The organism is Amycolatopsis thermalba, assembly GCF_003385215.1.
In the GTDB taxonomy this organism is placed as follows: Bacteria; Actinomycetota; Actinomycetes; order Mycobacteriales; family Pseudonocardiaceae; genus Amycolatopsis_E; species Amycolatopsis_E thermalba.
Genome location: NZ_PQHW01000089.1, coordinates 1 through 22,839, shown reverse-complemented (window position 1 = coordinate 22,839; position 22,839 = coordinate 1). Strand labels below are relative to the sequence as shown.

Genomic DNA, 22,839 nt, shown 5'->3' with positions numbered 1-22,839 from the left:
GAGGCGAGGCATGACTGAGAGCACGGGCCGCGGGTCCACCGCGGTCGACGACCGGTCGATCGGGCAGCTCGTCCAGGACATGTCGCAGCAGGTCCAGCGGCTGGTCCGGGACGAGATGCGGCTGGCGGCCGAGGAGCTGCGGCAGAAGGGCAAGCGCGCCGGCACGGGCGCGGGCCTGGCCGGCGCGGCCGGGGTCCTCGCGGTGTTCGGGGCGGCGACGCTGATCGCCGCCGCGGTGCTGGGGCTGGCCCTGGTGGTGCCGGCGTGGGCCGCGGCGCTGATCATCGGCGGTGCGCTGCTGGTGATCGGCGGCCTGGCCGGGCTGATCGGCAAGAAGCAGCTGTCGGCGGCGGTGCCGCCGGTGCCGCAGGAGGCGGTGTCCGGGGTGCCCAAGGACGTGGCGGCCGTGCGGGAGGGGCTGCGCCGATGACGACGAAGAAGGACACCTTCCCGCACGACGCCGAGCAGGCGCGGCTGGATCTGGAGCTGACCCGCCAGGAGCTGGGCGAGACCGCCGAGGCCCTGGCCGGGAAGGTCAAGGAGACCGCGCACACGACCCAGCGGATCGCGCTCGGCGCCGGTGCCGGGTTCGGGATCCTGGTGCTGGTGTTCGTGATCGTGCGAAGGCTGACCGCCCGGAGGTGACACGAATGGCGACGCGGTCGCATGTGGACGAAGCACTGTGGGACGAGTTCCACCGCGTGGTGAACATGACCTCGCGTGAGCTGGGGGACTGGCTGCGGGTCCGCTCGGCCGGGACGGAGAGCGAGGAGCTGCCGGACCAGGCGGGCACGAAGACCGGGCAGCACGTCCTGGAGATCCTCGGCAAGCGCCGGACGGACCTCACCGAGGACGACGAGCGCGTCATGCGCAAGGTGGTGGAGAAGGTGCACGCCGAACGGCGGGACGACCTCGAGCCGACGGCCGGCCAGGAGAACTGGCGCCACCGCCTGATGACGATCGGGCACGACCCGCTGAAAGGGGCCGGCTGATGGAACGCGGCAGTGAGAAGCACAGCCCCCGCGAGGACGACGCGCTGAAGGCCGAACTGCGCGGCACGTTGCAGGGCAACCGCTCCAGCCGCGCCGAGGAGTGGCGCGACCCGGAGCCCCCGGCGGACGACGACCCGGACGTCCCCCTGGCCGGCGGCCGCCCCGAGGGTCAGTAAGGGAAGCGAGCGGCCCGTGGTGCCGACCGAGAGGGGGCACCACGGGCCGTTACGCGCCCGGGGCCGCACGACGGCGACCTCTGCACCGCGGGTGCCGGGCACTCCGCCCGCGGTAGCGATCCGGGGGCGCCGGAGCCACCCGCTCAGGCGTAGAGCTTCTTCTCGTACTCCTGGCCGTAATAGCGCTCCAGCTCCGCCAGCGACGCGTCCTTCCGCTCCAGCGTCTTGGCGATCACCGCGCGCGGCGCCATCTCCCCGGGCGCCCACGTCTCCGCCTGCCACAGCTTCGACCGCAGGAACGCCTTCGAGCAGTGGTGGAACACCTCTTCGATCTCCACCAGGATCGCCAGCCGCGGCCGGTGGCCCCGCACGACCATGTCGTCGAAGAACGGCGCATCCCGCACCAGCCGGGCGCGGCCGTTGATCCGCAGCGTGTCCCCGCGGCCCGGGATGAAGTACAGCAGCCCGACGTGCGGGTTGGCGAGGATGTTGCGGAACCCGTCGGCCCGCCGGTTGCCCGGCCGCTCCGGCACGGCGATCGTCCGGTCGTCGAGCACCAGCGTGAACCCGGCGGGGTCGCCCTTGGGGGAGACGTCGCAGTGGCCGTCCGCGCCGGCCGTGGCGATCAGGCAGAACGGCGACAGCGCCAGCCACTGCCGGTCCAGTTCGTGCAGCGCGTCCCGCTGCTTGTGCACCGCCTGCGGCAGCGGGTGGCCGATCAGCTCACGCAGCTCGTCCTCGTCCGACACCTCGGTCACCCCGGTGAGATCCATGCCCGCAGGCTAGCGCTCACCCCGGGAACCGTTCGAGCGCCACGTCCAGCAGCGTCTCCACGATCCGGCTCTCCGGCACCGTGGTCACCACCTCGCCCTTGACGAAGATCTGCCCCTTCCCGTTGCCGGAGGACACGCCGATGTCGGCTTCCCGCGCCTCGCCCGGCCCGTTCACCACGCACCCCATCACCGCGACGCGCAGCGGCACCGGGAACCCCTCGAACGCGGCGGTGACCCGCTCGGCGAGCCGGTAGACGTCCACCTGCGCCCGGCCGCACGACGGGCACGACACGATTTCCAGCCGCCGCGGCCGCAGCCCCAGCGACTCCAGGATCTGCGTGCCGACCTTGACCTCCTCCACCGGCGGCGCGGACAGCGACACGCGGATCGTGTCGCCGATGCCCTCGTGCAGCAGCACCCCGAACGCGACCGCGGACTTGACCGTGCCCTGCAGCGCCGGCCCGGCCTCGGTGACGCCCAGGTGCAGCGGGTAGTCGCAGCGCCGCGCGAGCTGCCGGTAGGCCTCGATCATCACCAGCGGGTCGTGGTGCTTGACCGAGATCTTCAGATCGGTGAACCCGTGTTCCTCGAACAGCGAGCACTCCCACAGCGCGGACTCGACCAGCGCCTCCGGCGTCGCCTTGCCGTGCTTGTCCAGCAGCCGCGGGTCCAGGGAGCCGGCGTTGACGCCGATGCGGATCGGGGTGCCGTGGTCCTGCGCCGCCCGGGCGATCTCGCCGACCTTGTCGTCGAACTTCCGGATGTTGCCCGGGTTGACGCGCACCGCCGCGCACCCGGCGTCGATCGCGGCGAAGACGTACTTCGGCTGGAAGTGGATGTCCGCCACGACCGGGATGGCCGATTTCGCCGCGATCCGGGGCAGCGCCGCGGCGTCGTCGGAGCTGGGCACCGCGACCCGGACGATCTGGCAGCCGGCCGCGGTCAACTCGGCGATCTGGCGCAGGGTGGCGTCGACGTCGGCGGTGACGGTGGTGGTCATCGACTGCACCGACACCGGCGCCCCGCCGCCCACCGGCACGTCACCGACCAGCACCTGCCGGGATTTCCGGCGCGGCGCAGGCATCCCGGGCAGGCCCAGCGCCACCGCGGTCACGACTTCCTCCGCACGGCCGCGGGGAGGGTGAAGTGGATCGTCTCGCGGGTGGTCTCCCGTTCGCCCACGGTGAGCGGGCCGAGACCGCCGAGCGCGGCGACCACCGAGTCGACCAGCCGCGGCGGCGCCGACGCGCCCGCGGTGAGCCCGATCCGGTCCGCTCCGGACAGCCACTCCGGACGGATGTCGCGGGCGTCGTCGATCAGGTGCGCGGGGGTGCCGGTCCGTTCGGCCAGTTCGGCCAGGCGCAGCGAGTTCGACGAGTTCCGCGACCCGACCACCAGCACCACGTCGGTGTCCCGGGCGACGGAGCGCAGCGCGTCCTGCCGGTTGGTGGTGGCGTAGCAGATGTCGTCGGAGGCCGGGCCGCGCAGCGCGGGGAAGCGGTTGCGCAGTTCGGTGACGACCTCGGCGGTCTCGTCCACGCTGAGGGTGGTCTGGGTCAGGTAGGTGACGCGGCCCGGGTCGGGCACGCGCACCCGGCGGGCCTCCTCGACCGACTGCACCAGGATGGTCCGCCCGGGCGCCTCGCCGAGGGTGCCCTCGACCTCCTCGTGCCCGGCGTGGCCGATGAGCAGGACGGTGTCGCCCTGCCCGGCGAAGCGCCGCGCCTCGGCGTGCACCTTGGTGACCAGGGGACAGGTGGCGTCGACGACCTTGAGCCGCCGCCGGTCCGCCTCGGCGCGCACGGCGGGGGAGACGCCGTGCGCGGAGAACACGACGGTCGCTCCCCGCGGCACGGCGTCCAGTTCGTCGACGAAGACCGCGCCCCGCGCGCGGAGGCCGTCGACGACGTGCCGGTTGTGGACGATCTCCTTGCGGACGTAGATCGGGCCGCCGCGCTGGGCGAGCAGGCGTTCGACGATCTCGATGGCCCGTTCGACGCCGGCGCAGAACGACCGCGGCGCGGCGAGCAGCACCGAACGCGGCCGCCCCGCGACGGCGAGCACGGCGGCCATCGCGGCACTCACGGCGGCCGCCGTGGTGGAGGACGCCTGCCCGGTCGCCGCGACCCCGAGACCGGCCGGCCCCCGGGCGGCGGGCAGGACGGCCCGCAGGGCGACCGCGGCGGCGTGATCGGTGTCGACGTAGAGGGGCCCGCGGGCGGTGGCGATCCCGCGGCGCCGCAGCTCGCCCTCGAGCAGCGGCGCGCCGGGACACCGGATCGACGGGCGGTCCGCCCAGAGCAACTCATCGGCCACGAGAACCTCCCCGGGCCCCGGCCGCCCGGGCCGGTGCGCGGCGAGGATGCTCTGCGCTGCGGTGAAGGACATGCGTTTCTCCGTTCCAGGTGGGGTGCGTTCCAGGGGTGCTGGGGTGACGTTTGCGGTGACCCGGCACCGGTGCTCTCCGGAGGTGGGCGCGGTTGCCCGGCCACCGCCCGCCCGGCCGCGCGCGGGCCACTGGCCGTCGCCGCCGAGTTGTCCGTCCCGCCCCGGCCATCGCTCCCTGCTCAGTGGTCCCGGTCGGTGAGCAGCACCGCCAGTGCCTCCAGCTCCGCGGCGCCCCGTGCGTCCGGCAACGCCGCGTGCAGGTGCGCCAGCGCCCGCTCCAGCAGCGCCGCTGCCTCGGCGCGGGTCCACTCGCGGCCGCCGGCCTCGTCGACCAGCCGCGCGGCCCGCACCAGGTCCGCCCCGGCCAGCTCGCCGGGCGCCGCGTACAGCGACGCCAGCTCCCGGCCCGCCGCGGTGCCCGACGTCAGCGCCGCCACCACCGGCAGTGACTTCTTGCGGTTGCGCAGGTCCGAGAACACCGGCTTCCCGGTCACCGCCGGGTCGCCCCAGATGCCGAGCAGGTCGTCGGCCATCTGGAACGCCAGCCCGGCCGCCTCCCCGAACCGGCGCAGGTGCGCGACCTGCTCGCGCGAACCCCCGCCGAGCAACGCGCCCAGCGCGCACGCGCACCCGAGCAGCGCCCCGGTCTTGCCCTCGGCCATCGTCCGGCACTCGGCCAGCCCGAGGTCGCCGCGCTGCTCGAACGCCAGGTCCGCGCCCTGGCCCTCGATCAGGTCCTGCACCGCCGCGCCCAGGATCCGCAACGCCTCCCGCGCCGCCGGGTGCCCGCTCGCCGCCAGCGCCTCCGACGCCGCGGCCAGCAGGCTGTCCCCGGCCAGGATCGCCGCCCCCGTGCCGAACAGCTTCCACACCGTCGGCCGGTGCCGCCGCGTCTCGTCGCCGTCCATCACGTCGTCGTGCAGCAGCGAGAAGTTGTGCACCAGCTCGACCGCCACCGCCCCGGGCAGCGCCGGCCCCCACTCGCCGACCGCCCGCGCCGACAACAGCACCAGCGCCGGCCGCACCGCCTTGCCGCTGCCCGCCGAGACCGGCGCCCCCGTCTCGTCCGCCCACCCGAAGTGGTAGGCGGCCAGCGGGCGCATCGACTCCGGCAGCTGGGCCACCGCCGCGCGCAGCGCCGGATCCACGCATCCCCGGCTCCACGCCAGGACATCCTGCGCCGTCCGCGCCCCGGCCACCGTCTCCGTCACCGCCCGACCTCCACGTGTTCCAGCACTCCCAGGGCATCGGGGACCAGCACCGCGACCGAGAAGTACGCCGTGACGAGGTAGGACACGATCGCGCGCGCGTCGATCCCCATGAACCGCACGGTCACCCCCGGCTCGGCCTCGTCCGGCAGCCCGGTCTGGCGCAGGCCGATCACGCCCTGGCTGTCCAGCCCGGTCCGCATCGCCAGGATCGACGTCGTCCCGGCCGGCGACACCGGGATCTTGTCGCTCGGGAAGATCGGCACCCCCCGCCAGGTGGTGACGACGTGACCGTCCACTTCGGTGCTCTCCGGCGCGAGCCCGCGCGCCGAGCACTGCCGCCCGAACGCCGCGATCGCCTTCGGGTGCGCCAGGAACAGTTTCGTCTTGCGGCGGCGGCACAGCAGCTCGTCCAGGTCGTCCGGGGTGGGCGGCCCGGTGCGGGTGTGCAGGCGCTGGCTCAGGTCGGCGTTGTGCAGCAGGCCGAACTCGGCGTTGTTCAGCAGCTCGGACTCCTGCCGTTCGCGCAGCGCCTCCAGCGTCACCCGCAGCTGCTGCTGCGTCTGGTCCATCGGCTGGTTGTAGAGGTCGGCCACGCGGGTGTGCACCCGCAGGATCGTCTGCGCCACCCCGAGTTCGTACTCGCGGGGATGCAGGTCGTAGTCGACGAACGTGGCGGGCAGCGCGGGTTCCCCGGTGTGCCCGGAGGCCAGCTCGATGCTGGCCTCCCCGTGCTTGTTCTGCGCCAGCTGGGAACTCCGCCGCAGTTCGTCCACATGGGACCGCAGCTCCGGTGAAGTGTCCAACAGGGACGACACGTCCCGCAGCGACAGGGCGAGCACGGTCACCGGCGTCTCGGCGCGCACGCTGTAGGCCCACGGCTGCGGTGCCTCGGCGAGCACCTGCTGCCCGAGGTAGTCGCCGTCGGCGAGCATCCCGAGCGTGACCGGGTCGCCGTAGTCGCCGCGGCCGAGCTTGCGCACCTTGCCGTGGGCGACGAGCAGCGCCTCCTCGGTCGGCGTGCCCGCGGTGACGATCGTCTCCCCGGCCCGGTACTCGCGCTGCTCCAGCCGGTCGGCCAGCGCGGTGAGCACGAGGTGGTCGTCGAAGCCGCGGAACAACGGCAGTTCGGTGAGGCTGGCCGGCACCACCCGGACCCGGCCGGCCTCGACGGTGAACGCCACCCGGCCCCGCCCGGCGACGCACGTCAGGCGCCGGTTGACCCGGTAGGTGCCGGCCTCGGTCTCCTCCCACGGCAGCAGGCTCAGCAGCCACCGGCTGGTGACCGCCTGGTTCTGCGGCACGGACTTGGTGGTGGTGGCCAGCTTGCGGGCCGCCGCCGTGCCCAGGCTCAGCCGGGTCTCGGTGTGCTGGAAGGTCTGCAGGGTTACGGTCAACGGACCCAACCACCCCTCGTTCGGTAGCGGATTCGGGCGTCAGCTCTCGCGGCCGATCTCCACCTTCTCCAGCACGGCCAGCGCGTCCGGCACCAGCACGGCCGCCGAGAAGTACGCCGACACGAGGTAGGAGATGATCGCCTTCTCGTTGATGCCCATGAACCGCACCGACAGCCCGGGCTCGACCTCGTCCGGCAGCCCGGTCTGGTGCAGCCCGATCACGCCCTGGTTCTGCTCGCCCACGCGCATCAGCAGGATCGAGCTGGTGCGGGTCTCCGACACCGGGATCTTGTTGGACGGCAGGATCGGCACGCCGCGCCAGGACGGCACGTGGTGGCCGTTGAACTCCACCCCGGCCGGGTAGAGGCCGCGGGTGTTGCACTCCCGCCCGAACGCCGCGATCGCCTTGGGGTGGGCCAGGAAGAACGCCGGCTCCTTCCACACGGCGCCGAGCAGCTCGTCCATGTCGTCCGGGGTGGGCGGGCCGGTGCGGGTGTGCAGGCGCTGCTTGACGTCGGCGTTGTGCAGCAGCCCGAACTCGGCGTTGTTCAGCAGCTCGGACTCCTGCCGCTCGCGCAGCGCCTCGATGGTCAGCCGCAGCTGCTGCTCGGTCTGGTTCATCGGCTTGTTGTAGAGGTCGGCGACCCGGCTGTGCACGCGCAGCACGGTCTGGGCGACGCTCAGCTCGTACTCGCGCGGGGACAGCTCGTAGTCGACGAACGTGCCGGGCAGCTCCGGCTCGCCGCTGTGGCCGGAGGACAGTTCGATGTTGGCCTCGCCGTGCTCGTTGCCGTTGGCCAGTTTCCGGGCGCGGAACAGCTCGATCTGCTCGCGCAGCGCCGCGGACTGCTCCACCAGCTCGTCGAAGCCGCGCTGTTCGAGCACCAGCACGGTGCAGGACGTGACGGCCTTGACGGTGTACTCCCAGATGCTCTGAACGTCCACAAGGGACTCGTCACCGAAGTGGTCACCGTTGGCGAGCACCCCGAGGTTGGTGAAGTCCCCGTACTCGCCGGGGCCGACCTTGCTGACCTTGCCGTGGGCGATGAGGTAGGCCTGGTCCGAGGCGCTGCCGAACTCGACGATCACGTCACCGGGCTCGTACTCGCGCTGCTCGAACCGGCTCGCGAGCGCGGCGAGCACCTCCTGGTCGTCGAAGCCGCGCAGGATCGGCAGCTCGCCGAGCTCGGCGGGGATGACCTCGATGGTCCCGGCGGTCGTCACGAAGGTCACGCGGCCGTCGCCGACGGCGTAGGACAGCCGGCGGTTGACCCGGTAGGCACCACCGGAGGCCTCCACCCACGGCAGCAGGCGCAGCAGCCAGCGCGAGGTGATGGCCTGCATCTGCGGGACGGACTTGGTCGTGGTCGCCAGGTTCCGCGCGGCCTGGGTGCTCAGGCTCTGCTGCGGGCTGCCGTTGTCCAGGTCGGGCACGGCGGGGTCGGTCACAGTCACGGCAAATACCACCAATCGTCGAAAAGCCGATTCGCGAATTGGGAATGATGATCCGGCGAACTGGCGCCTGGTTTTTCTCGGCCGGCGGGAGCGACGTTAGCACCGGGTTCGCGGAGCCGTACAGTCACTCGTCCGTGGCGCGCCGCGATCGCAATTCGGGGAAAACTACACGTTCGGCGGTTCCGGCAAACTCACGGTAGAACGGGTCGCACGGTGATCACCCGGGCCGCCCAGTGCGGCCGGTCCCGACGGTGTGAACCGCTCGTCAGCCCGCTTCCGGCATTTCCGCGCACTGCTCCGAACGGGCCCAATATCACCGGCAACCGGGACATCATGGCGTTGCGTGTCAAGGAAAAACCCGGCTGGTCCCGGGTGGAGTGACGACCGGTGACCGGACCTCGCCCGGTCGGCCCAGTCCGCCGCCCGGCCGCGCGTTGGCCTCCCGGCAACAGGGCCGCGATTTCCGGGAAATGCGGCCCGGCTGCTCCGAACAAGTGACCGGAACAATCCGTCCTATTCCGTCGGGCTGAAAGAACGGGGCCGATCTTGCCGCCCGGATCGGGCGGCGCCTAGCGTGGGCGCACGTTCTTTTCCCGTTCGGGAGGCACAACCGATGAATGTCTACGTGGCCGGTTCGCTGTGGGTGGTGGGCGCCGTCGGGCTCGGCGCGCTCATCGCCTACCTGGTGCGCCGTTACGGTCTGGACGAGGGCAGACCGGACAACAACGACGCGGCCGGCCAGGCGTTCACGATCGTCGGCGGCCTGCACGCCGCGGTGATCGCGTTCGTGCTGATCTCGCTGTTCGACGCGGCGAGCACCGTGCGGGACGGGTCCTACGCCGAGGCGCAGAGCCTGGTCGCCGCGTCGTGGGCGGCCGACGCGCTGCCCGAGCCGGCGCGCACCGAGATCCGCGAGCTGGCCGCGGGCTACGCGGACACCGTGGTGAACCGGGAGTGGCCACGCATGCGCGACGGCGGCGGCCCGCTGCCCGAGGAGGGCTGGGACCAGCTGGACCGGATGCGGGCGGTGGTCGACGGCGCCGACGTCCCCGGCGACGACGACTGGCTGACCAGCCGCAAGACCGAGGTCGCCGACTCGCTGGTGGACGTGTTCAAGGAGCGGCAGGTCCGGCTCAACGCCGTGCGGGACAACAACGTCGGCATGGTGGTGTGGTTCGTGCTGATCGGCGGCAGCGTCATCTTCGTGCTGCTGCCCAACCTCTTCGGCGGCACGAAGTCGCTGACCCACATCGTGATCGTGTCCACCCTCGCCGCGGCGGCGACCCTGCTGCTGTTCGCGATCTTCCAGATGCAGAACCCGTTCGCGGGCGGGTCGAAGGTGGGACCGGACGCGTTCAGCCAGGCGATCGAGCGGCTGCGGTGAGGGTCCGGCGGACGGGCCGGGTGCTGGCGGCCGCGGCCGTGCTCGCGGTGTCGCTGCCGGGGACACCGGCCGCCGCGGCCCCGGCTCCCGCCTGCACGGTCCTGCGGGTCGTCAGCACCTCGCCGGCCGGACCCTCCACAGTGGAACTGGTGCGGCTGCCGTCCGGCGCGGTGGAGAGCCGGATCCCGCTCGGCGTCGAGGTCAACGCGCTCGGCTACGCGCGGAGCCAGGACAAGGTCTACGGCCTCACCCGCGACGGCGCCGCGGTGACCGTGGGCCGGGACGGTGAGCTGACCCGGCTCGGCCCGGTCCGCACGACGGACCGCCGCGGCCTGGACCGGGCCACCGCGGGTGCCGTGTTCGGGAATCGTTGGTACGTCCAGCGGGGCGACGACCTGTACGTGATCGACATCGACCCGGGCAGCGACGGGTACCTGTCGGCGGTGCGCGGTGCCGACCTGTGGCCGGCGCCGTTCACCTCCGGGATCGACGACTTCGACTTCGCCGGGGGCCGGCTCTACGGGGTGACGAGCACGTGGCCGTTCAGCGAGCGGGTCGTGCGGATCGACCCGGTGTCGGGGTTCACGCACCCGGTGCCCGGGCCGGTGCTGCCCCCGGCGACGGCCTACGGATCGGTCGTGGGGGCGGGGGACACCCTGTACGTGACGGCGAACCGCAGCGGTGGCCGCAGCCGCACGTTCCGGGTGGAGATGCACCGGGCCGGTTTCGAACGGGTCGCCGCGAGCATCCGCGAGACGGGCGCGTTCGCCGAACCGGAGCACTGGCGGTTCGACCGGGAGCGGACCTGCACCCGGGACGAGTGGCTGGACCTGCTGCCCACCACCGGCGGCCTGACCCGCCTCCCGGCCGCCGCGCAGGCGGAGATCCTGACCGCGGTCGGCGCCGCGATCGACGAGCTCGGCGGCGCCTTCACGAAGACGTTCACCACGCTGGCGGTGGCCGCGGTGCGGACCTAGGCGGTGGCGCCCGCGGGGTTGTCGTCGTCGCCCAGGTAGGTGCCGTGTCCCTCGCGGACCAGCGCGCCCTCGAAGCGCAGCACCTCGTTGACCAGGCCACCCTTCTGGTTGCGGTAGTTGATGACCAGGGTGTCCACACCGGAGTAGACGCCGATCACCTCGAACCGCAGATCGGGGATCCGCCGCAGTCCTTCGCTCCAGTACGCGCGCAGCGCGTCCTTGCCGCGGATCACCGCGGAGCCGGTCAGCTGGGCCGCCACCGGCGAGGTGAACACCACGTCCTCGGTGAAGTGTGCCAGCAGGGCGTCCAGGTCGTGGGCGTTCCAGGCGGTGACCCAGTGCTCGGTGAACTCGCGCGCATCCATGATCGGAGATCCTATCCGGCCCGCCCGGCGCGTTGACTTCATGGATCAATGATTCGAGGATTGCTCCGTGAGCAGGAGTCAGGCCGGGCCGCTCGGGCGGCACCGCACCCTCCACGGCCAGGTCGTCGAATGGCTGGGGCGGCGCATCGTGTCGGGCGAACTCGGCCACGGTAGCCAGCTGCCCAACGAGGCCGACCTGGCCGCCCAGCTGAACGTGAGCCGCGGCGGGGTGCGCGAGGCGGTCAAGGCGCTGGCCGCCAAGGGGCTCGTCGAACCGCGGCCCCGGCTGGGCACCCGGGTGCTGCCGCGCGAGCAGTGGAACCTGATGGACCGCGAGGTGATCAGCTGGCACGGTCAGCTCTCCGACGCGGCGTTCCTGCGCGACCTGCTCGAGCTGCGGCTGATGGTCGAGCCCGGCGCGGCGCGGCTGGCCGCCGAGCGCGCGACCGGCGAGCAGCTCGCGGTCCTGGAGGACGCCTGCGCCCGGATGGCCGGGGAAGCGGGCCGGGACGACGCGGACGCCGACGCGTTCGTCGAGGCCGACCTCGCCTTCCACCTGACCCTGCTGCGCGCGAGCGGCAACCAGCTCGTCGAGCAGCTGGGCCGCCTGCTGGAGGCGAGCCTGCACCACGGACTGGCCGCCAGCTCGCACGCGCCGGGCGGGGTGGCCGCGACGCTGCCCCTGCACCAGGCGGTGCTGGTCGCGGTCCGCGGCCGCCGTCCCACGGCGGCCGCGCGGGCGATGCGGCGGCTGATCGAGACCACCACCGACGCGGTGGGGCGGATGCGGACCGAGGGGGACTGACCCGTGGTGTCCACTGTGGACCAGGTGACCGGGCCGGTGGCCGCGCACGGCGAAGGGCCGGTGTGGGCGCCGGAGTGGCCGGGCGTGCGGTGGGTGGACATGCTCGCCGGGGACGTGCTGGAACTGGACGGTGGCGAGGTCCGCCGCCACCACGTGGGCGCGGTCGCGGCGGCGCTGCGGCCGGGTACCGGCGGCGGGGTGGTTCTGGCGCTGGAGCGCGGGTTCGCCCTCGCCGACGGCGCGCTCACCGCGGTGCGGCCGCTGCCGGAGGTGTGGACCGATCCGGGCGTGCGGATGAACGACGGCGGCTGCGATCCGGACGGCCGGTTCTACTGCGGTTCGATGGCCTACGACGGCACCCCGGGCGCCGGTGCCCTGCACCGGCTGGACCCGGACGGCTCGGTCACCACGGTGCTCACCGGCGTCACCGTCTCCAATGGCCTCGCGTGGAGCCCGGACGGCGGCACCGCCTACTACGTCGACACCCCCACCGGACGGATCGACGCCTTCGACTACACCGCCGCGGCGGGGCTCACGCACCGGCGCACGGTGGTCACGATCCCGGCGGAGGTGGGCTCGCCGGACGGCCTCACCGTCGACGCCGAGGGCAACCTCTGGGTCGCGCTGTGGGGCGGCGGGGCCGTCCACTGCTACACCCCGGACGGCGAGCAGGTGGCCCGCGCCGGGTTCCCGGTCACGCAGGTCACCGCGTGCGCCTTCGGCGGCCCGGACCTGGACGAGCTGTACGTGACGACGTCCCGGCAGGGCGTCGAGGAGGGCACCCAGCCCGAGGCCGGGTCCCTGTTCCGGCTGCGGCCCGGCGTGCGCGGGCTGCCGGCCCACCGCTTTTCCGGCTGCTGACATTTCGGTACCGGACTACGTACTTTCCCGGTGCCCCGGTTCCGGCACGACCCGGCAAGGTCATCGTGTCGTGGTGTGCGCGCCGGAGGAGAGACATGGGAGCGGTGAAGGCGGTGGAGCTGGGCCTGGCGGCCGGGCTCGCGCTGACCCGGACCGCGCTGCGTGCCGCGACCGGGGGACCGGCCGGCCCGGCGGCCGTCCCGCTCACCTGCGCCCGCGGCGAAGCCCGGACGGTCGTCGCCGACGACGGCGTCGCCCCGCACGCCGAGGTCTTCGGCGATCCGCACGCCCCGGTCACCGTCGTGCTGTGCCACGGCTACGCCCTCTCCGGCGCGAGCTGGTGCTTCCAGGTCCCCGAGCTCGCCCGCCACGCCCGGGTCGTGACCTGGGACCAGCGCGGGCACGGACGCTCCCGGCGCGGCCCGGCCGCGCACGCGACCGTCGACCAGCTCGGCCGCGACCTGCGCGCGGTGCTCGACCAGACCACGCCCCGCGGGCCCGTCGTCCTCGCCGGGCACTCGATGGGCGGCATGACGATCATGGCGCTGGCCGAGCAGGAGCCGGAGCTGTTCGGCACCCGCGTCGCCGCCACCGCGCTGCTCGCCACCAGCGCCGAACCGGTGCTCGGCGCCCCCGGCCTGCCCCGCCCCGGGATGCGCGCGCTGCACTGGGTCATCCCGTGGGCACTCGCGCTGCTGCCGCGGGCCCGCGTCCTGTCCGGACCGGTGCGCGAGCTGACCGGCGCGCTGGTGCCCCGGCACGCGTTCGCCTCCGAGGTCCCGCCGCCCGTGGCCGAGTTCCTGGTGGAGCAGATCGGGCAGACGCCGCTGGAGGTCCTGGCCGACTTCTTCCCCCAGTTCCGGGTGCACGACAAGACCGCCGCGCTGGCCGCGCTGGAGCGCGTCGACTGCCTCGTCCTGGCCGGTTCGGACGACGTCGTCACGCCGCCGGGGAACAGCGAGGCGATCGCGCGGGCGGTCCCCGGCGCCGATCTGGTGATCCTGCCCGACGCCGGGCACGCCTTCCCGCTGGAGCACCCGGCGCAGGTCAACGCGCACCTGGTGGCCCTGCTGCGGCGCCACGGCCGCCGTCGCACCGCCTGATCAGCGCGGAACCGGGCATAGAATCGGCTGATGCCCGACGTGTCGCGGGGCGCCGGCAACCTTCCCAGCGAGCTGACCAGTTTCGTGGGACGGCGCCGCGAGCTCGCCGAAACCCGCCGCCTGCTGGCCTCGGCCCGGCTGGTGACCCTGACCGGGGTCGGTGGGGTCGGCAAGACCCGGCTCGCCCTGCGCGCGGCCGCCGACCTGCGGCGGGCGTTCCCCGACGGCGTGTGGTTCGTGCCGCTGGCCGAGCTGCGTGATCCCGCCCTGCTGGCCCACACGATCGCCACCACCCTGGGCCTGACCGATGAGGCGGGCGCGCAGGTGGGCGGGCTCGCCGAGTACCTCGAGGACCAGCGCGTGCTGCTGGTGCTGGACAACTGCGAGCACGTGCTGGACGCGTGCGCGGTGCTGGTCGCCAAGCTGCTGTCGGCCACCTCCTCGGTGCGGGTGCTGGCCACCAGCCGCCAGCTGCTGCGCGCCGACGGTGAGCAGGTGCTCGTCGTGCCGCCGCTGCCGGTCCCGTCGGAGGGGGAGCCCTCGGTCGAGGCGGTGACGTTGTTCGCCGAGCGCGCCGCCGCCGTGGTGCCCGGGTTCGCCGTGGACGCGTCCAACCGCGACACGGTGGTCCGCGTCTGCCGCCGCCTCGACGGCATCCCGCTGGCGCTGGAGCTGGCCGCGGTGCGGCTGCGGGTGCTCTCGCTCGAGCAGCTGCTGCAGCGCCTGGACGACCGGTTCCGGCTGCTCACCGACGGCAGCCGCACCGCGCCGGACCGCCAGCAGACGCTGGAGGCGGCGATCGCGTGGAGCTACGACCTGTGCAGCCGCGCCGAGCAGGCGGTGTGGTCGGCGCTGTCGGTGTTCGCCGGCGGCTTCGACCTGGAGGCCGCCGAGGCGGTGTGCGGCGCGGTCGGCATCGGCTCGGACGAGGTGCTCGACCTGATCGCCGGCATGGTGGACAAGTCGATCCTGGCCCGGCGGAACGGCACCTTCGGGCGGGCGGCGTGGTACGGGATGCTGGAGACGGTCCGCGAGTACGGGCACGTCAAGCTCGTGCTGTCCGGCCGCGAGGACGCCGTGCGCGCCCGCCAGGTGGACCACTGCACCCGGCTGGCCCGCCGCTACCGGGACGAGAACTTCGGCCCGCACCAGCTGGACTGGGTCGAGCGGATGCGCCGCGAGCAGCCGAACATCCGCGTCGCGCTGGAACACTGCCTGGACGGCGGCCCGGAGGGCACCTGCCGCGCCGCGGAGATCACCGGGCCGCTGTGGGACTACTGGTTCGCCGGCGGCTACGTGCGCGAGGGCTACCGCTGGCTGCTGGCGTCGCTGGCCCAGGACACCGCCCGCGACACCCCCGCCCACGCCCGCGCGCTGCAGGGCGCGGCGTTCGTGGCGATCCAGATCGGTGACGAGGAGCGGGCCCGCGCGCTGCTCGGCGAGCTGCGCGAACTGGCCGAGGCCCTGGACGACGACAACCTGCGGGCCGGCTGGGCCCAGTGCGCGGGGATGGGCTCGATGTTCCTGGGCGACCTGGCGCGCGGCCGCGAGCTGCTGGAGCAGGCCCTGGACGGGTTCCGCCGCACCGGCGACGAACTGCAGGCGTGCAACACGCGGATCCTGCTGGCCGCGGCGTTGTTCTTCCTGGACGCCCCCGAGGGCCTGACGGTGGCCGAGGCGGCGCTCGCGCAGTGCGAGCGGCACCAGGCCGACTGGACCAAGGCGTACGCACTGTGGGCGGTGGCGATCAACACCTGGCGGCGGGGCGATCACCGCCGCGCGTCGGCGCTGCTGCGCGAGGCCATCGCGATGCGCCAGACCGACCGCACCCAGCTGGCCTTCACGCTGACGGCGCTGGCCTGGTGCGCGGGCGCGGCGGGGGAGCACGAACGGGCCGCCGGGCTGCTCGGCGCGTCCCGCGCGGTCTGGCGGATCAGCGGCGCCGGGGTCGCCGAGACCGGGCCGTACCGGCAGTTCGACGAGGAGTGCGAGGGGCGGGCCCGCGCGGCGCTCGGCGACGCCGGCTACACCGCCGCGTTCGGCGCGACCAGCGGGTTCGGCGTCGACGAGGCGATCGCGTACGCCCTGGCGGAGAAGCCGGGCGGGCCGCGCGCGCCCCGGCGGGGCCGGGAGAGCCTGCCCGGCGGGCTGACCCGGCGTGAGCGCGAGATCGCCGAACTGGTCGCCGAGGGGCTGAGCAACAAGCAGATCGCCGCCCGGCTGGTGATCGCGCAGCGCACCGCGGAGACGCACGTGGAGAACATCCTGACCAAGCTGGACTTCACCTCGCGCGCCCAGATCGCGGCCTGGCTGACCGAGCAGCGCGCCGGCTCCGCGGACGGTACGTAGCCCGGTCTACGTACCCAGATGCGTAGGACTCCCGGTTCCCCGGCCCCTCGTTCGAGGCACTCTGGTATTCGCGACCGGAGCCGAGAACACCGGAAGGGGTGGTCATGAAGGTCGATTCGCCGCCGCAGCCCTGTCCGCGGTGCCACCGCCAGGTGGTGCTCGCCGGGTACAGCTGGGGACGGCAGTGGGTGCACCTGGGCACCTGGCGGCCGCAGTGCGGTCCGCCGTCCTGGGCGCTCGCCCGCACGGCCGGGACCACCGCGACGGCTTCCTGACCCCAGTCCCGCACGACACGGCACAGCACCACTGCCCAGGGCCACGGCAGAGTCCGGCTGGACGTCGCACCCCAGCAGGACGTGACAGCCCAGCAGGACGTCACAGCTCAGCTCGGCGTCGCAGTCCCGCGCCACCGCACTGCCCAGCACCACCTCACCGCCCAGCACCACCTCACAATCCAGCCGTCCGGCGCCGCCCTCCCCCTCGCGTGCCGGCCGGTCGAGCGCGGCGGGTCGTGCCCAGCCTGCCCGCGAACTCCGGCACCCCGCCGCGCTCACTCCAATGCCACGCGAAAGCCGCCCCGCAGCCCGGGGCGGCTTTCGCCGTGACGAGAAGTTCACCGGCCGCGGCCCGGATTTCACAGCAAACTGTCAGATTTCTCGTGGATCCTGGTGTTAGCTGGATCGAGTGAAATCCGAGGGGGAACCGGGGTGCTGCGCAGACGGGGAGTGACCGCCGCGCCTGCGCGGGGTCACCGCTGGCGCCCGGTGGCGTACACCGCGGTCGGGCTGGCGTCGCTGCTCGTGCTCGGCGGCACCGGGTACGCCTGGACCCAGCTGTCCCGCCTGGACACCGGGCTGGCCACCGCGGACGTGATCGCGCCGTCCGCCCAGGTGCCCAGCGGCCGGGCGAGCCTGTCGGTGGACCAGAACATCCTGCTGGTCGGCCTCGACTCGCGCACCGACGTGCGGGGCAACCCGCTGCCGCAGGACGTGCTCGACCAGCTGCACGCCGGGGACGCCGCGGACGGCGGCGACACCACCGACACGATGATCGTGGTGCACATCCCGGCCGGCGGCGGTTCCGCGACGGCCATCTCGATCCCGCGCGACTCCTACGTCCAGATCGCCGGCGGCCACGGCAAGCACAAGATCAACTCGGCGTACACCTACGGCAAGCAGGAGGCGCTGGACACGCTGCGCGAGCAGGGCCTGACCGGGGCGGAGCTGGAGCGCGCGGCGTCGGCGGCGGGGGCGCGGACGGCGATCGAGACGGTCGAGGACTTCACCGGCCTGACGATCAACCACTACGCGGCGGTGAACCTGGCCGGGTTCTTCGCGCTGAGCAACGCCGTCGGCGGGGTGCCGGTGTGCCTGAAGGAGCCGGTGCACGACAGCTATTCGGGCGCGAACTTCCCGGCGGGGGAGCAGACCCTGTCCGGGGCGCAGGCGCTGGCGTTCGTGCGGCAGCGGCACGGCGTGCCGGGCAGCGACCTGGGCCGGATCGCGCGGCAGCAGGCGTTCCTGTCGGGGATGGCGCAGGTGGTGCTCGGCGCCGGGACGCTCGCCAACCCGGTCAGGCTGTCCGCGCTCATCGACGCGGTGCAGCAGTCGGTGATCATCGACCAGGGCTGGGACGTGCTGACCTTCGCCGAGCAGATGCACAACCTGACCGCGGGGGCGATCACGTTCGCCACGATCCCGGTGCAGAGCCTGAGCCTGCCGACCCCCTACGACGGCGACGCGGTCAAGGTCGACCCGGTGCAGGTGCGCGACTTCATCGACGCCCTGCTCGGTCGCTCGACGCCGGCCACCAGCACGTCGTCGACACCGACGAGCGTGGCGAAGCAGGCCGCGGAGACGGCGGGCGCCCCCACGACGACGCCGTCGGCCACGGTGCAGCAGACGCCCACCACGGACCTGTCGGGCTGCGTGAGCTGACGAGCGACGGCGGCGTGAACTGATGAGCGCCGGCGGCGTGAGCTGATGAGCGACCCGCGGAGTGAGCTGACGAGCGCCGGCGGCGTGAGCCGATGAGCGACCCGCGGAGTGAGCTGACGAGCGACCCGCACATCCACGTGGAGCGGGCCGTCGCGCACGCCGGCCCCGCGCTGCGCGGCCTGATCACCTCGACGTTCGGCCTCACGGCCGACGCCCCAGCGGAGGTCCCCACCGGCTGCGGCGCGCGTGCCCTACGCGATGACCTCCACGCGCCCGGAAAGCGTCACCTGCCTGCTCTGCCGGGAGCACGCCAGCCGCGAGCACCAGCGCCTCGCCGACCAGATCGAGCACCTCGGCGCCACGGCCGGCGCACCGCTCTCCGCCGAGGACGCCACCCAGGCCGCACGGCGGCTCCGCGCCCTGGCGAGGCGGTACGCCGGCTAGCCAGCCGCCCGGCTGTCCGGAATCCTCCCCCTGCCAGCTGGGCTCGCCACCCGCCCGGGTGGTCTGGTGGCTGAGCCACTCGGCACGAGCCGCTCCGCCAGGATGCCCGGATGCCAAGTGGCTGAGCCACTGATCCACTTCCCGTGCTTTCTCAGCAGTCGGGCGGTCGAGTGGCTGAGCCAATCGACCACCACCGCTTGCCCGATGTCCCGGCCGGCCGAGTGGCTGAACCACTCAGCCACTGCCCACTGGTCCACCCGCCCGGCTGGCTCAATGGTCGAGCCACTCAGCCACTCCCCGAACCGCCCCGATGGTCCAGCCACTCGTCGATCGGACGGGCCCGGCCGGGGGAGAAAATCCCCAACCCTACTTCCGGCGGGTGTGGAGGTGTCCGGACGGGCAGCAGACTGCGCGTGTCCCCTCCGGTAGCGAAGGAAGGCACCTCATGACGCGATCACCCCTCGTCCGGACGCTCGGCCTCACCGCGCTGGCCGTCGGCACCGCGCTCGCCGGCACGGTCAACGCCGCCGCGGCCGCGCCCGCCTCGCCGCTGCTCGGGGCGATGCAGCGCGACCTCGGGCTCACCGCCGAGCAGGCCGGCACCCGCCTGACCCAGGAGGCCACCGCCGCGAGCATCGCCCCCGCCGCCGAGGCCGCGGCCGGCCCGGCGTTCGGCGGCGCCTGGTACGACGCCGCCTCCGGCAAGCTGGTCGTCGGCATCACCGACGCCGCCCGCGCGGACGCCGTCGAGGCCACCGGCGCGGACAGCACCCTGGTCGCCCACACCGAGTCGGCGCTGGACGCCGCCAAGGCGAGCCTCGACACGCTCACCGCGCCGCGCGAGGTGACTGGTTGGTACGTCGACGAGCGGGCCAACCGTGTGGTGGTGACCGTGGTGCGCGGCGCCCAGAGCCCCGAGGCACGGGCCTTCCTCGACCGGGCCCGCGCCGCCGGCCCCGTGCAGGTGGAGGAGACCACCACCGTGCCGCGGCTGTTCGCCGGGGACATCGTCGGCGGCGATGCCTACTACATCAACGGTTCCGCCCGCTGCTCCATCGGATTCTCGGTGCGGGGCGGGTTCGTCTCGGCGGGGCACTGCGGCAGCGCGGGCGACTCGGTGAGCGCGCCGGACGGGTCGGCGATGGGCACGTTCCAGGGCTCGTCGTTCCCCGGCAACGACTACAGCTACGTCCGCACCACCTCGTCCTGGACGCCTTCGCCCACTGTGGACGGTTACGGCAACGGGGACGTGACGGTCACCGGGCACACCGCGGCCCCGGTCGGCTCGTCGGTGTGCCGCTCCGGGTCGACGACCGGCTGGCACTGCGGCACCATCCAGGCCACCAACCAGACCGTCAACTACGCGGAGGGTTCGGTGTCCGGGCTGACCAGGACCAGCGCGTGCGCCGAGCCGGGCGACTCGGGCGGCTCGTGGGTCAGCGGCAGCCAGGCGCAGGGCGTGACCTCCGGCGGGTCCGGCGACTGCACCCGCGGCGGGACGACCTACTTCCAGCCGGTGAACGAGATCCTGTCCGCCTACGGGCTCACCCTCGTCACGGGCTGACCGGCACGACCAGCGGCCCCCGTCCGTCCGGGCGGGGGCCGCTCGTCGTGTCCGGGGTCAGGTGGTCGCGGGCGCCCAGGCGCGCTCGAGGGCCGCGGCGCGGGCACGGCGCTTGAGGCCGGCGAGGCTGTGCTTGGCCGGCACCAGCAGGGCGGTCAGCCAGGTGCGCCGGTACTCCTCCAGTGCCAGTGCCACGGGGCGATGCATGACGCAGTGCACCAGACCCGGCGTGCCGAGCCGGTGCCTTCCGGTGTGCTTGCTCCGCGGCATCGTTCCTCCGTGTGGGCGACCTTTCCCGCCGCGCACCGTACGCAACGAGAGGCCCGAAGCGTAGTAGCGCCGCGGCGTGTCACCCATCTCGTTCCGATTACAGACCGATCAGGGAGTAAAGACCACCCGATCGTGGCGTCTGGTCTAATGCGAACCATGCTGCGGGTGGGGTTGTCCGGAGGAATCGGGGCGGGGAAGTCGACCGTCGCGGCGCGGCTCGTGGAGCACGGCGCGGTGCACATCGACGCGGACGCGATCGCGCGCGAGGTGGTCGAACCGGGCACCGAGGGGCTCGCGAAGGTGGTCGAGGCCTTCGGGGCGGACGTCCTGGGCGACGACGGTGGGCTGAACCGGCCGGCGCTGGCGGCGAAGGCGTTCGCGGACGAGGACTCCCGCCGCCGGCTGAACGGGATCCTGCACCCGTTGATCGGCGCCCGCACCGCGGAGCGGATGGCGCGGGTGCCTGCGGACGGGATCGTGCTGCACGACGTGCCGCTGCTGGTCGAGGGCGGGTACGCGCCGAGCTACCACCTGGTGCTGATCGTGGACGCGCCGGTGGAGACGCGGGTGCGGCGGCTGACGGAGCTGCGCGGGATGTCCGAGGAGGACGCCCGCGCCCGGATCAAGGCGCAGGCCAGTGACGAGCAGCGGCGCGCGGTCGCGGACGTCTGGCTGGACAACTCCGGCCCGGCCGGGACCGTGTTGTCCGAGGTGGACCGGTTGTGGCGCGAGCGGCTGGTGCCGTTCGAGGAGAACGTGCGCCTGCGCCGGCCGCGCCCGCCGATGCCGCCGGAGCTGGTGCCCTACGACGAGACGTGGCCGGCGCAGGCGGCCCGCGCGCTGGCCCGTTTGCGGCTGCTGACCGCGGGGCGGGCGTTGCGAGTGGACCACATCGGGTCGACGTCGGTGCCCGGGCTGCCCGCGAAGGACGTGCTGGACCTGCAGGTGACCGTCTCGACGCTCGCACAGGCCGACGAGTTCGCCGACACGCTGTCCGACGCCGGTTTCGTCCGCGCCGAGGGCGAGTGGTGGGACGACGGCGGCGGCGAGCGGTGGGCGAAGCGCTTCCATTACGGCGCGGACCCGGGCCGGCCGGTGAACGTGCACGTGCGCAGTACGGCCACCCCGGCCTGGCGGCTGGCGCTGTTGTTCGCCGCGTGGCTGCGCGCGAATCCCCCTGAGCGCGACGCGTACGCCACGGTGAAGGCCAAGCTGGCCGAGACCCACGCGACGGACCCTTCGGTGGAGGCCTACACGGAGGAGAAACAGCACTGGGTGAACGCGGCCTTCCAGAGGGCAGAGCAGTGGGCGGAGCGCACAGGCTGGTCCGCCTGACGGCGGGGCGCATTGCCGGCTTGCCCGGGCCGGCAGGGGCTCTCGCCTCGGCGAGCCGAGCTGGGCCTGTCGGGGCTGGAGTGGTTTGGTCGGCTGTGCTGGCTTGCTCGGGCCAGTCGGCCTGGCGGCGCGCGCATAGCCGGCTCGCCCGGGCCGGCAAGGGCTCTCGCCTCGGCGAGCCGAGCTGGGCCTGCCGGGGCTGGAGTGCGTTGGTCGGCTGTGCTGGCCTGCTCGGGCCAGTCCGCCTGACGGCGGGGCGCATAGCCGACTCGCCCGGGCCGGCAAGGGCTCTCGCCTCGGCCAGCCGAGCTGGGCCTGCCGGGGCTGGAGTGTGTTGGTCGGCTGTGCTGGCTTGCTCGGGTCAGTCGGCCTGACGGCGCCCGCATAGTCGGCTTGCCCGGGCCGGCAGGGGCTCTCGCCTCGGCGAGCCGAGCTGGCCTGCCGGGGCTGGAGTGTGTTGGTCGGCTGTGCTGGCTTGCTCGGGCCAGTCCGCCTGACGGCGGCGCGCGCATAGTCGGCTTGCCCGGGCCGGCAGGGGCTCTCGCCTCGGGCAGCCGAGCTGGGCCTGCCGGGGCTGGAGTGCTTTGGTCGGCCGTGCGGGCCTGCTCGGGCCAGTCCGCCTGGCGGCGGCGCGTCCCCTGACCGGTTCGGCTGGGGCGGCCTGCTTTGGTCGGCCGGGCCTGGCTGCCCGGACCGGTTCACCTGGCGGCGGCGCCCACCCTGACCACCCTCATGGCGGCGGCGCCCGCCAGGCCGACCCGCTCCGCTGCGGCGCGCGCGTCTGGGCCGGTGGCTTCGGTGATGGCGCCGCCACCCTGGCCGGTTCGCTCGGCGGCGGTGGCCGCCTGGGCCGGCCGCTTCGCGGCGGCGCCAGCCTTGGCCGGTTCGTCTGCGGGTGGTGGCCACCTGGGCCGGGCTCGGTCACTGGCGCCGCCACCTGACCGGCCCGCTTCGCGGCGGCAGCCGCTGGGCCGGCCCTTCGGCATCAGCGCTCACCCCACTCGGCCCAACTGCCCCTGCCCGGCACCCCCAAACCACCCCAACCCACCCACGCAA

23 protein-coding genes are annotated in these 22,839 nt (G+C 73.7%); 15 read left to right on the top strand and 8 right to left on the bottom strand.

The features are described 5' to 3' along the window. The first annotated feature begins 10 nt into the window (after positions 1-10). From D0D15_RS27480 to D0D15_RS36420, 4 genes are read left to right on the top strand one after another with little or no spacing between them, the layout of a single operon-like run. Entirely contained in the window at positions 11-430 is a 420-nt protein-coding gene (locus D0D15_RS27480; RefSeq protein ID WP_094005984.1) for a phage holin family protein, read from the top strand. Continuing rightward, on the top strand, positions 427-645 hold the full coding sequence (locus tag D0D15_RS27475) for a DUF3618 domain-containing protein (protein ID WP_094005985.1): 219 nt from the start codon (positions 427-429) through the stop codon (positions 643-645). Before D0D15_RS27480 ends, D0D15_RS27475 begins: the two co-directional genes overlap by 4 nt. 5 nt (positions 646-650) lie before the next feature. Next, complete coding sequence (locus D0D15_RS27470; RefSeq protein ID WP_094005986.1) at positions 651-992, top strand: DUF3140 domain-containing protein; 342 nt, start codon at positions 651-653, stop codon at positions 990-992. Beyond that, positions 992-1,168, top strand: a complete 177-nt coding sequence (locus D0D15_RS36420) for a hypothetical protein (RefSeq protein ID WP_167481568.1) — start codon at positions 992-994, stop codon at positions 1,166-1,168. The genes D0D15_RS27470 and D0D15_RS36420 overlap by 1 nt, the downstream gene beginning before the upstream one ends. 143 nt (positions 1,169-1,311) lie before the next feature. On the opposite strand, the gene D0D15_RS27465 is transcribed toward D0D15_RS36420, so the two are convergent. The 6 genes from D0D15_RS27465 to D0D15_RS27440 all read right to left on the bottom strand — a co-directional run bounded on the left by D0D15_RS27465 (position 1,312) and on the right by D0D15_RS27440 (position 8,389). Further along, on the bottom strand, positions 1,312-1,941 hold the full coding sequence (locus tag D0D15_RS27465) for a pyridoxamine 5'-phosphate oxidase family protein (protein WP_094005987.1): 630 nt from the start codon (positions 1,939-1,941) through the stop codon (positions 1,312-1,314). 16 nt (positions 1,942-1,957) lie between these two features. Then, positions 1,958-3,025, bottom strand: a complete 1,068-nt coding sequence (gene ispG, locus D0D15_RS27460) for a flavodoxin-dependent (E)-4-hydroxy-3-methylbut-2-enyl-diphosphate synthase (RefSeq protein ID WP_198958252.1) — start codon at positions 3,023-3,025, stop codon at positions 1,958-1,960. Positions 3,026-3,051: 26 nt separating this feature from the next. Beyond that, a complete protein-coding gene (gene ispH, locus D0D15_RS27455) occupies positions 3,052-4,329 on the bottom strand; it encodes a 4-hydroxy-3-methylbut-2-enyl diphosphate reductase (RefSeq protein ID WP_094005989.1) in 1,278 nt (425 codons plus the stop codon). A 179-nt stretch (positions 4,330-4,508) separates the two neighbouring features. Next, a complete protein-coding gene (locus D0D15_RS27450) occupies positions 4,509-5,540 on the bottom strand; it encodes a family 2 encapsulin nanocompartment cargo protein polyprenyl transferase (RefSeq protein ID WP_094005990.1) in 1,032 nt (343 codons plus the stop codon). Beyond that, entirely contained in the window at positions 5,537-6,934 is a 1,398-nt protein-coding gene (locus D0D15_RS27445) for a family 2B encapsulin nanocompartment shell protein (protein WP_167481567.1), read from the bottom strand. Before D0D15_RS27445 ends, D0D15_RS27450 begins: the two co-directional genes overlap by 4 nt. 39 nt (positions 6,935-6,973) lie before the next feature. Further along, entirely contained in the window at positions 6,974-8,389 is a 1,416-nt protein-coding gene (locus D0D15_RS27440) for a family 2B encapsulin nanocompartment shell protein (RefSeq protein ID WP_094005992.1), read from the bottom strand. A 613-nt stretch (positions 8,390-9,002) separates the two neighbouring features. Between D0D15_RS27440 and D0D15_RS27435 the strand changes: the two genes are divergently transcribed. Then, a complete protein-coding gene (locus tag D0D15_RS27435) occupies positions 9,003-9,773 on the top strand; it encodes a bestrophin-like domain (protein WP_094005993.1) in 771 nt (256 codons plus the stop codon). Then, positions 9,770-10,750, top strand: a complete 981-nt coding sequence (locus D0D15_RS37300; protein WP_244214990.1) for a DUF6923 family protein — start codon at positions 9,770-9,772, stop codon at positions 10,748-10,750. Before D0D15_RS27435 ends, D0D15_RS37300 begins: the two co-directional genes overlap by 4 nt. On the opposite strand, the gene D0D15_RS27425 is transcribed toward D0D15_RS37300, so the two are convergent. Then, the gene (locus tag D0D15_RS27425) at positions 10,747-11,115 is read right to left on the bottom strand and encodes a nuclear transport factor 2 family protein (RefSeq protein WP_094005995.1); all 369 of its coding nucleotides are present in this window, start codon (positions 11,113-11,115) and stop codon (positions 10,747-10,749) included. The genes D0D15_RS37300 and D0D15_RS27425 overlap by 4 nt on opposite strands. Positions 11,116-11,182: 67 nt before the next feature. On the opposite strand from D0D15_RS27425, the gene D0D15_RS27420 reads away from it, so the two are divergent. The 8 genes from D0D15_RS27420 (at position 11,183) to D0D15_RS27390 (ending at position 20,178) form a co-directional block, all read left to right on the top strand. Further along, positions 11,183-11,920, top strand: coding sequence for a FadR/GntR family transcriptional regulator (locus tag D0D15_RS27420; RefSeq protein ID WP_094005996.1), 738 nt, complete (start codon positions 11,183-11,185; stop codon positions 11,918-11,920). Positions 11,921-11,935: 15 nt separating this feature from the next. Then, a complete protein-coding gene (locus D0D15_RS27415; protein ID WP_094005997.1) occupies positions 11,936-12,781 on the top strand; it encodes an SMP-30/gluconolactonase/LRE family protein in 846 nt (281 codons plus the stop codon). 95 nt (positions 12,782-12,876) lie between these two features. Then, the gene (locus D0D15_RS27410) at positions 12,877-13,884 is read left to right on the top strand and encodes an alpha/beta fold hydrolase (RefSeq protein ID WP_115944856.1); all 1,008 of its coding nucleotides are present in this window, start codon (positions 12,877-12,879) and stop codon (positions 13,882-13,884) included. Between the two features lie 30 nt (positions 13,885-13,914). Next, the gene (locus D0D15_RS27405) at positions 13,915-16,233 is read left to right on the top strand and encodes an ATP-binding protein (protein ID WP_094005999.1); all 2,319 of its coding nucleotides are present in this window, start codon (positions 13,915-13,917) and stop codon (positions 16,231-16,233) included. A gap of 104 nt (positions 16,234-16,337) precedes the next feature. Further along, positions 16,338-16,508: a hypothetical protein gene (locus tag D0D15_RS36090; RefSeq protein WP_158224439.1), complete on the top strand. Its 171-nt coding sequence runs from the start codon at positions 16,338-16,340 to the stop codon at positions 16,506-16,508. Positions 16,509-16,958: 450 nt separating this feature from the next. After that, complete coding sequence (locus tag D0D15_RS27400; protein ID WP_094006000.1) at positions 16,959-18,170, top strand: LCP family protein; 1,212 nt, start codon at positions 16,959-16,961, stop codon at positions 18,168-18,170. Positions 18,171-18,428: 258 nt separating this feature from the next. Continuing rightward, positions 18,429-18,614: a hypothetical protein gene (locus D0D15_RS37295; RefSeq protein ID WP_233157303.1), complete on the top strand. Its 186-nt coding sequence runs from the start codon at positions 18,429-18,431 to the stop codon at positions 18,612-18,614. A 445-nt stretch (positions 18,615-19,059) separates the two neighbouring features. Then, the gene (locus D0D15_RS27390; RefSeq protein ID WP_115944855.1) at positions 19,060-20,178 is read left to right on the top strand and encodes a S1 family peptidase; all 1,119 of its coding nucleotides are present in this window, start codon (positions 19,060-19,062) and stop codon (positions 20,176-20,178) included. A 57-nt stretch (positions 20,179-20,235) separates the two neighbouring features. Here the strand turns inward: D0D15_RS27390 and D0D15_RS27385 are convergent, their stop codons facing one another. Next, positions 20,236-20,448 (bottom strand): hypothetical protein, encoded by a 213-nt coding sequence (locus tag D0D15_RS27385; protein WP_094006002.1) that lies wholly within the window; start codon positions 20,446-20,448, stop codon positions 20,236-20,238. A 156-nt stretch (positions 20,449-20,604) separates the two neighbouring features. Here D0D15_RS27385 and coaE point away from each other — a divergent pair, with 156 nt between their 5' ends. After that, positions 20,605-21,783 carry a dephospho-CoA kinase gene (gene coaE, locus D0D15_RS27380; RefSeq protein WP_094006031.1) on the top strand — a complete coding sequence of 393 codons (1,179 nt, stop codon included), beginning with the start codon at positions 20,605-20,607 and terminating at the stop codon, positions 21,781-21,783. Positions 21,784-22,839: the final 1,056 nt, after the last annotated feature.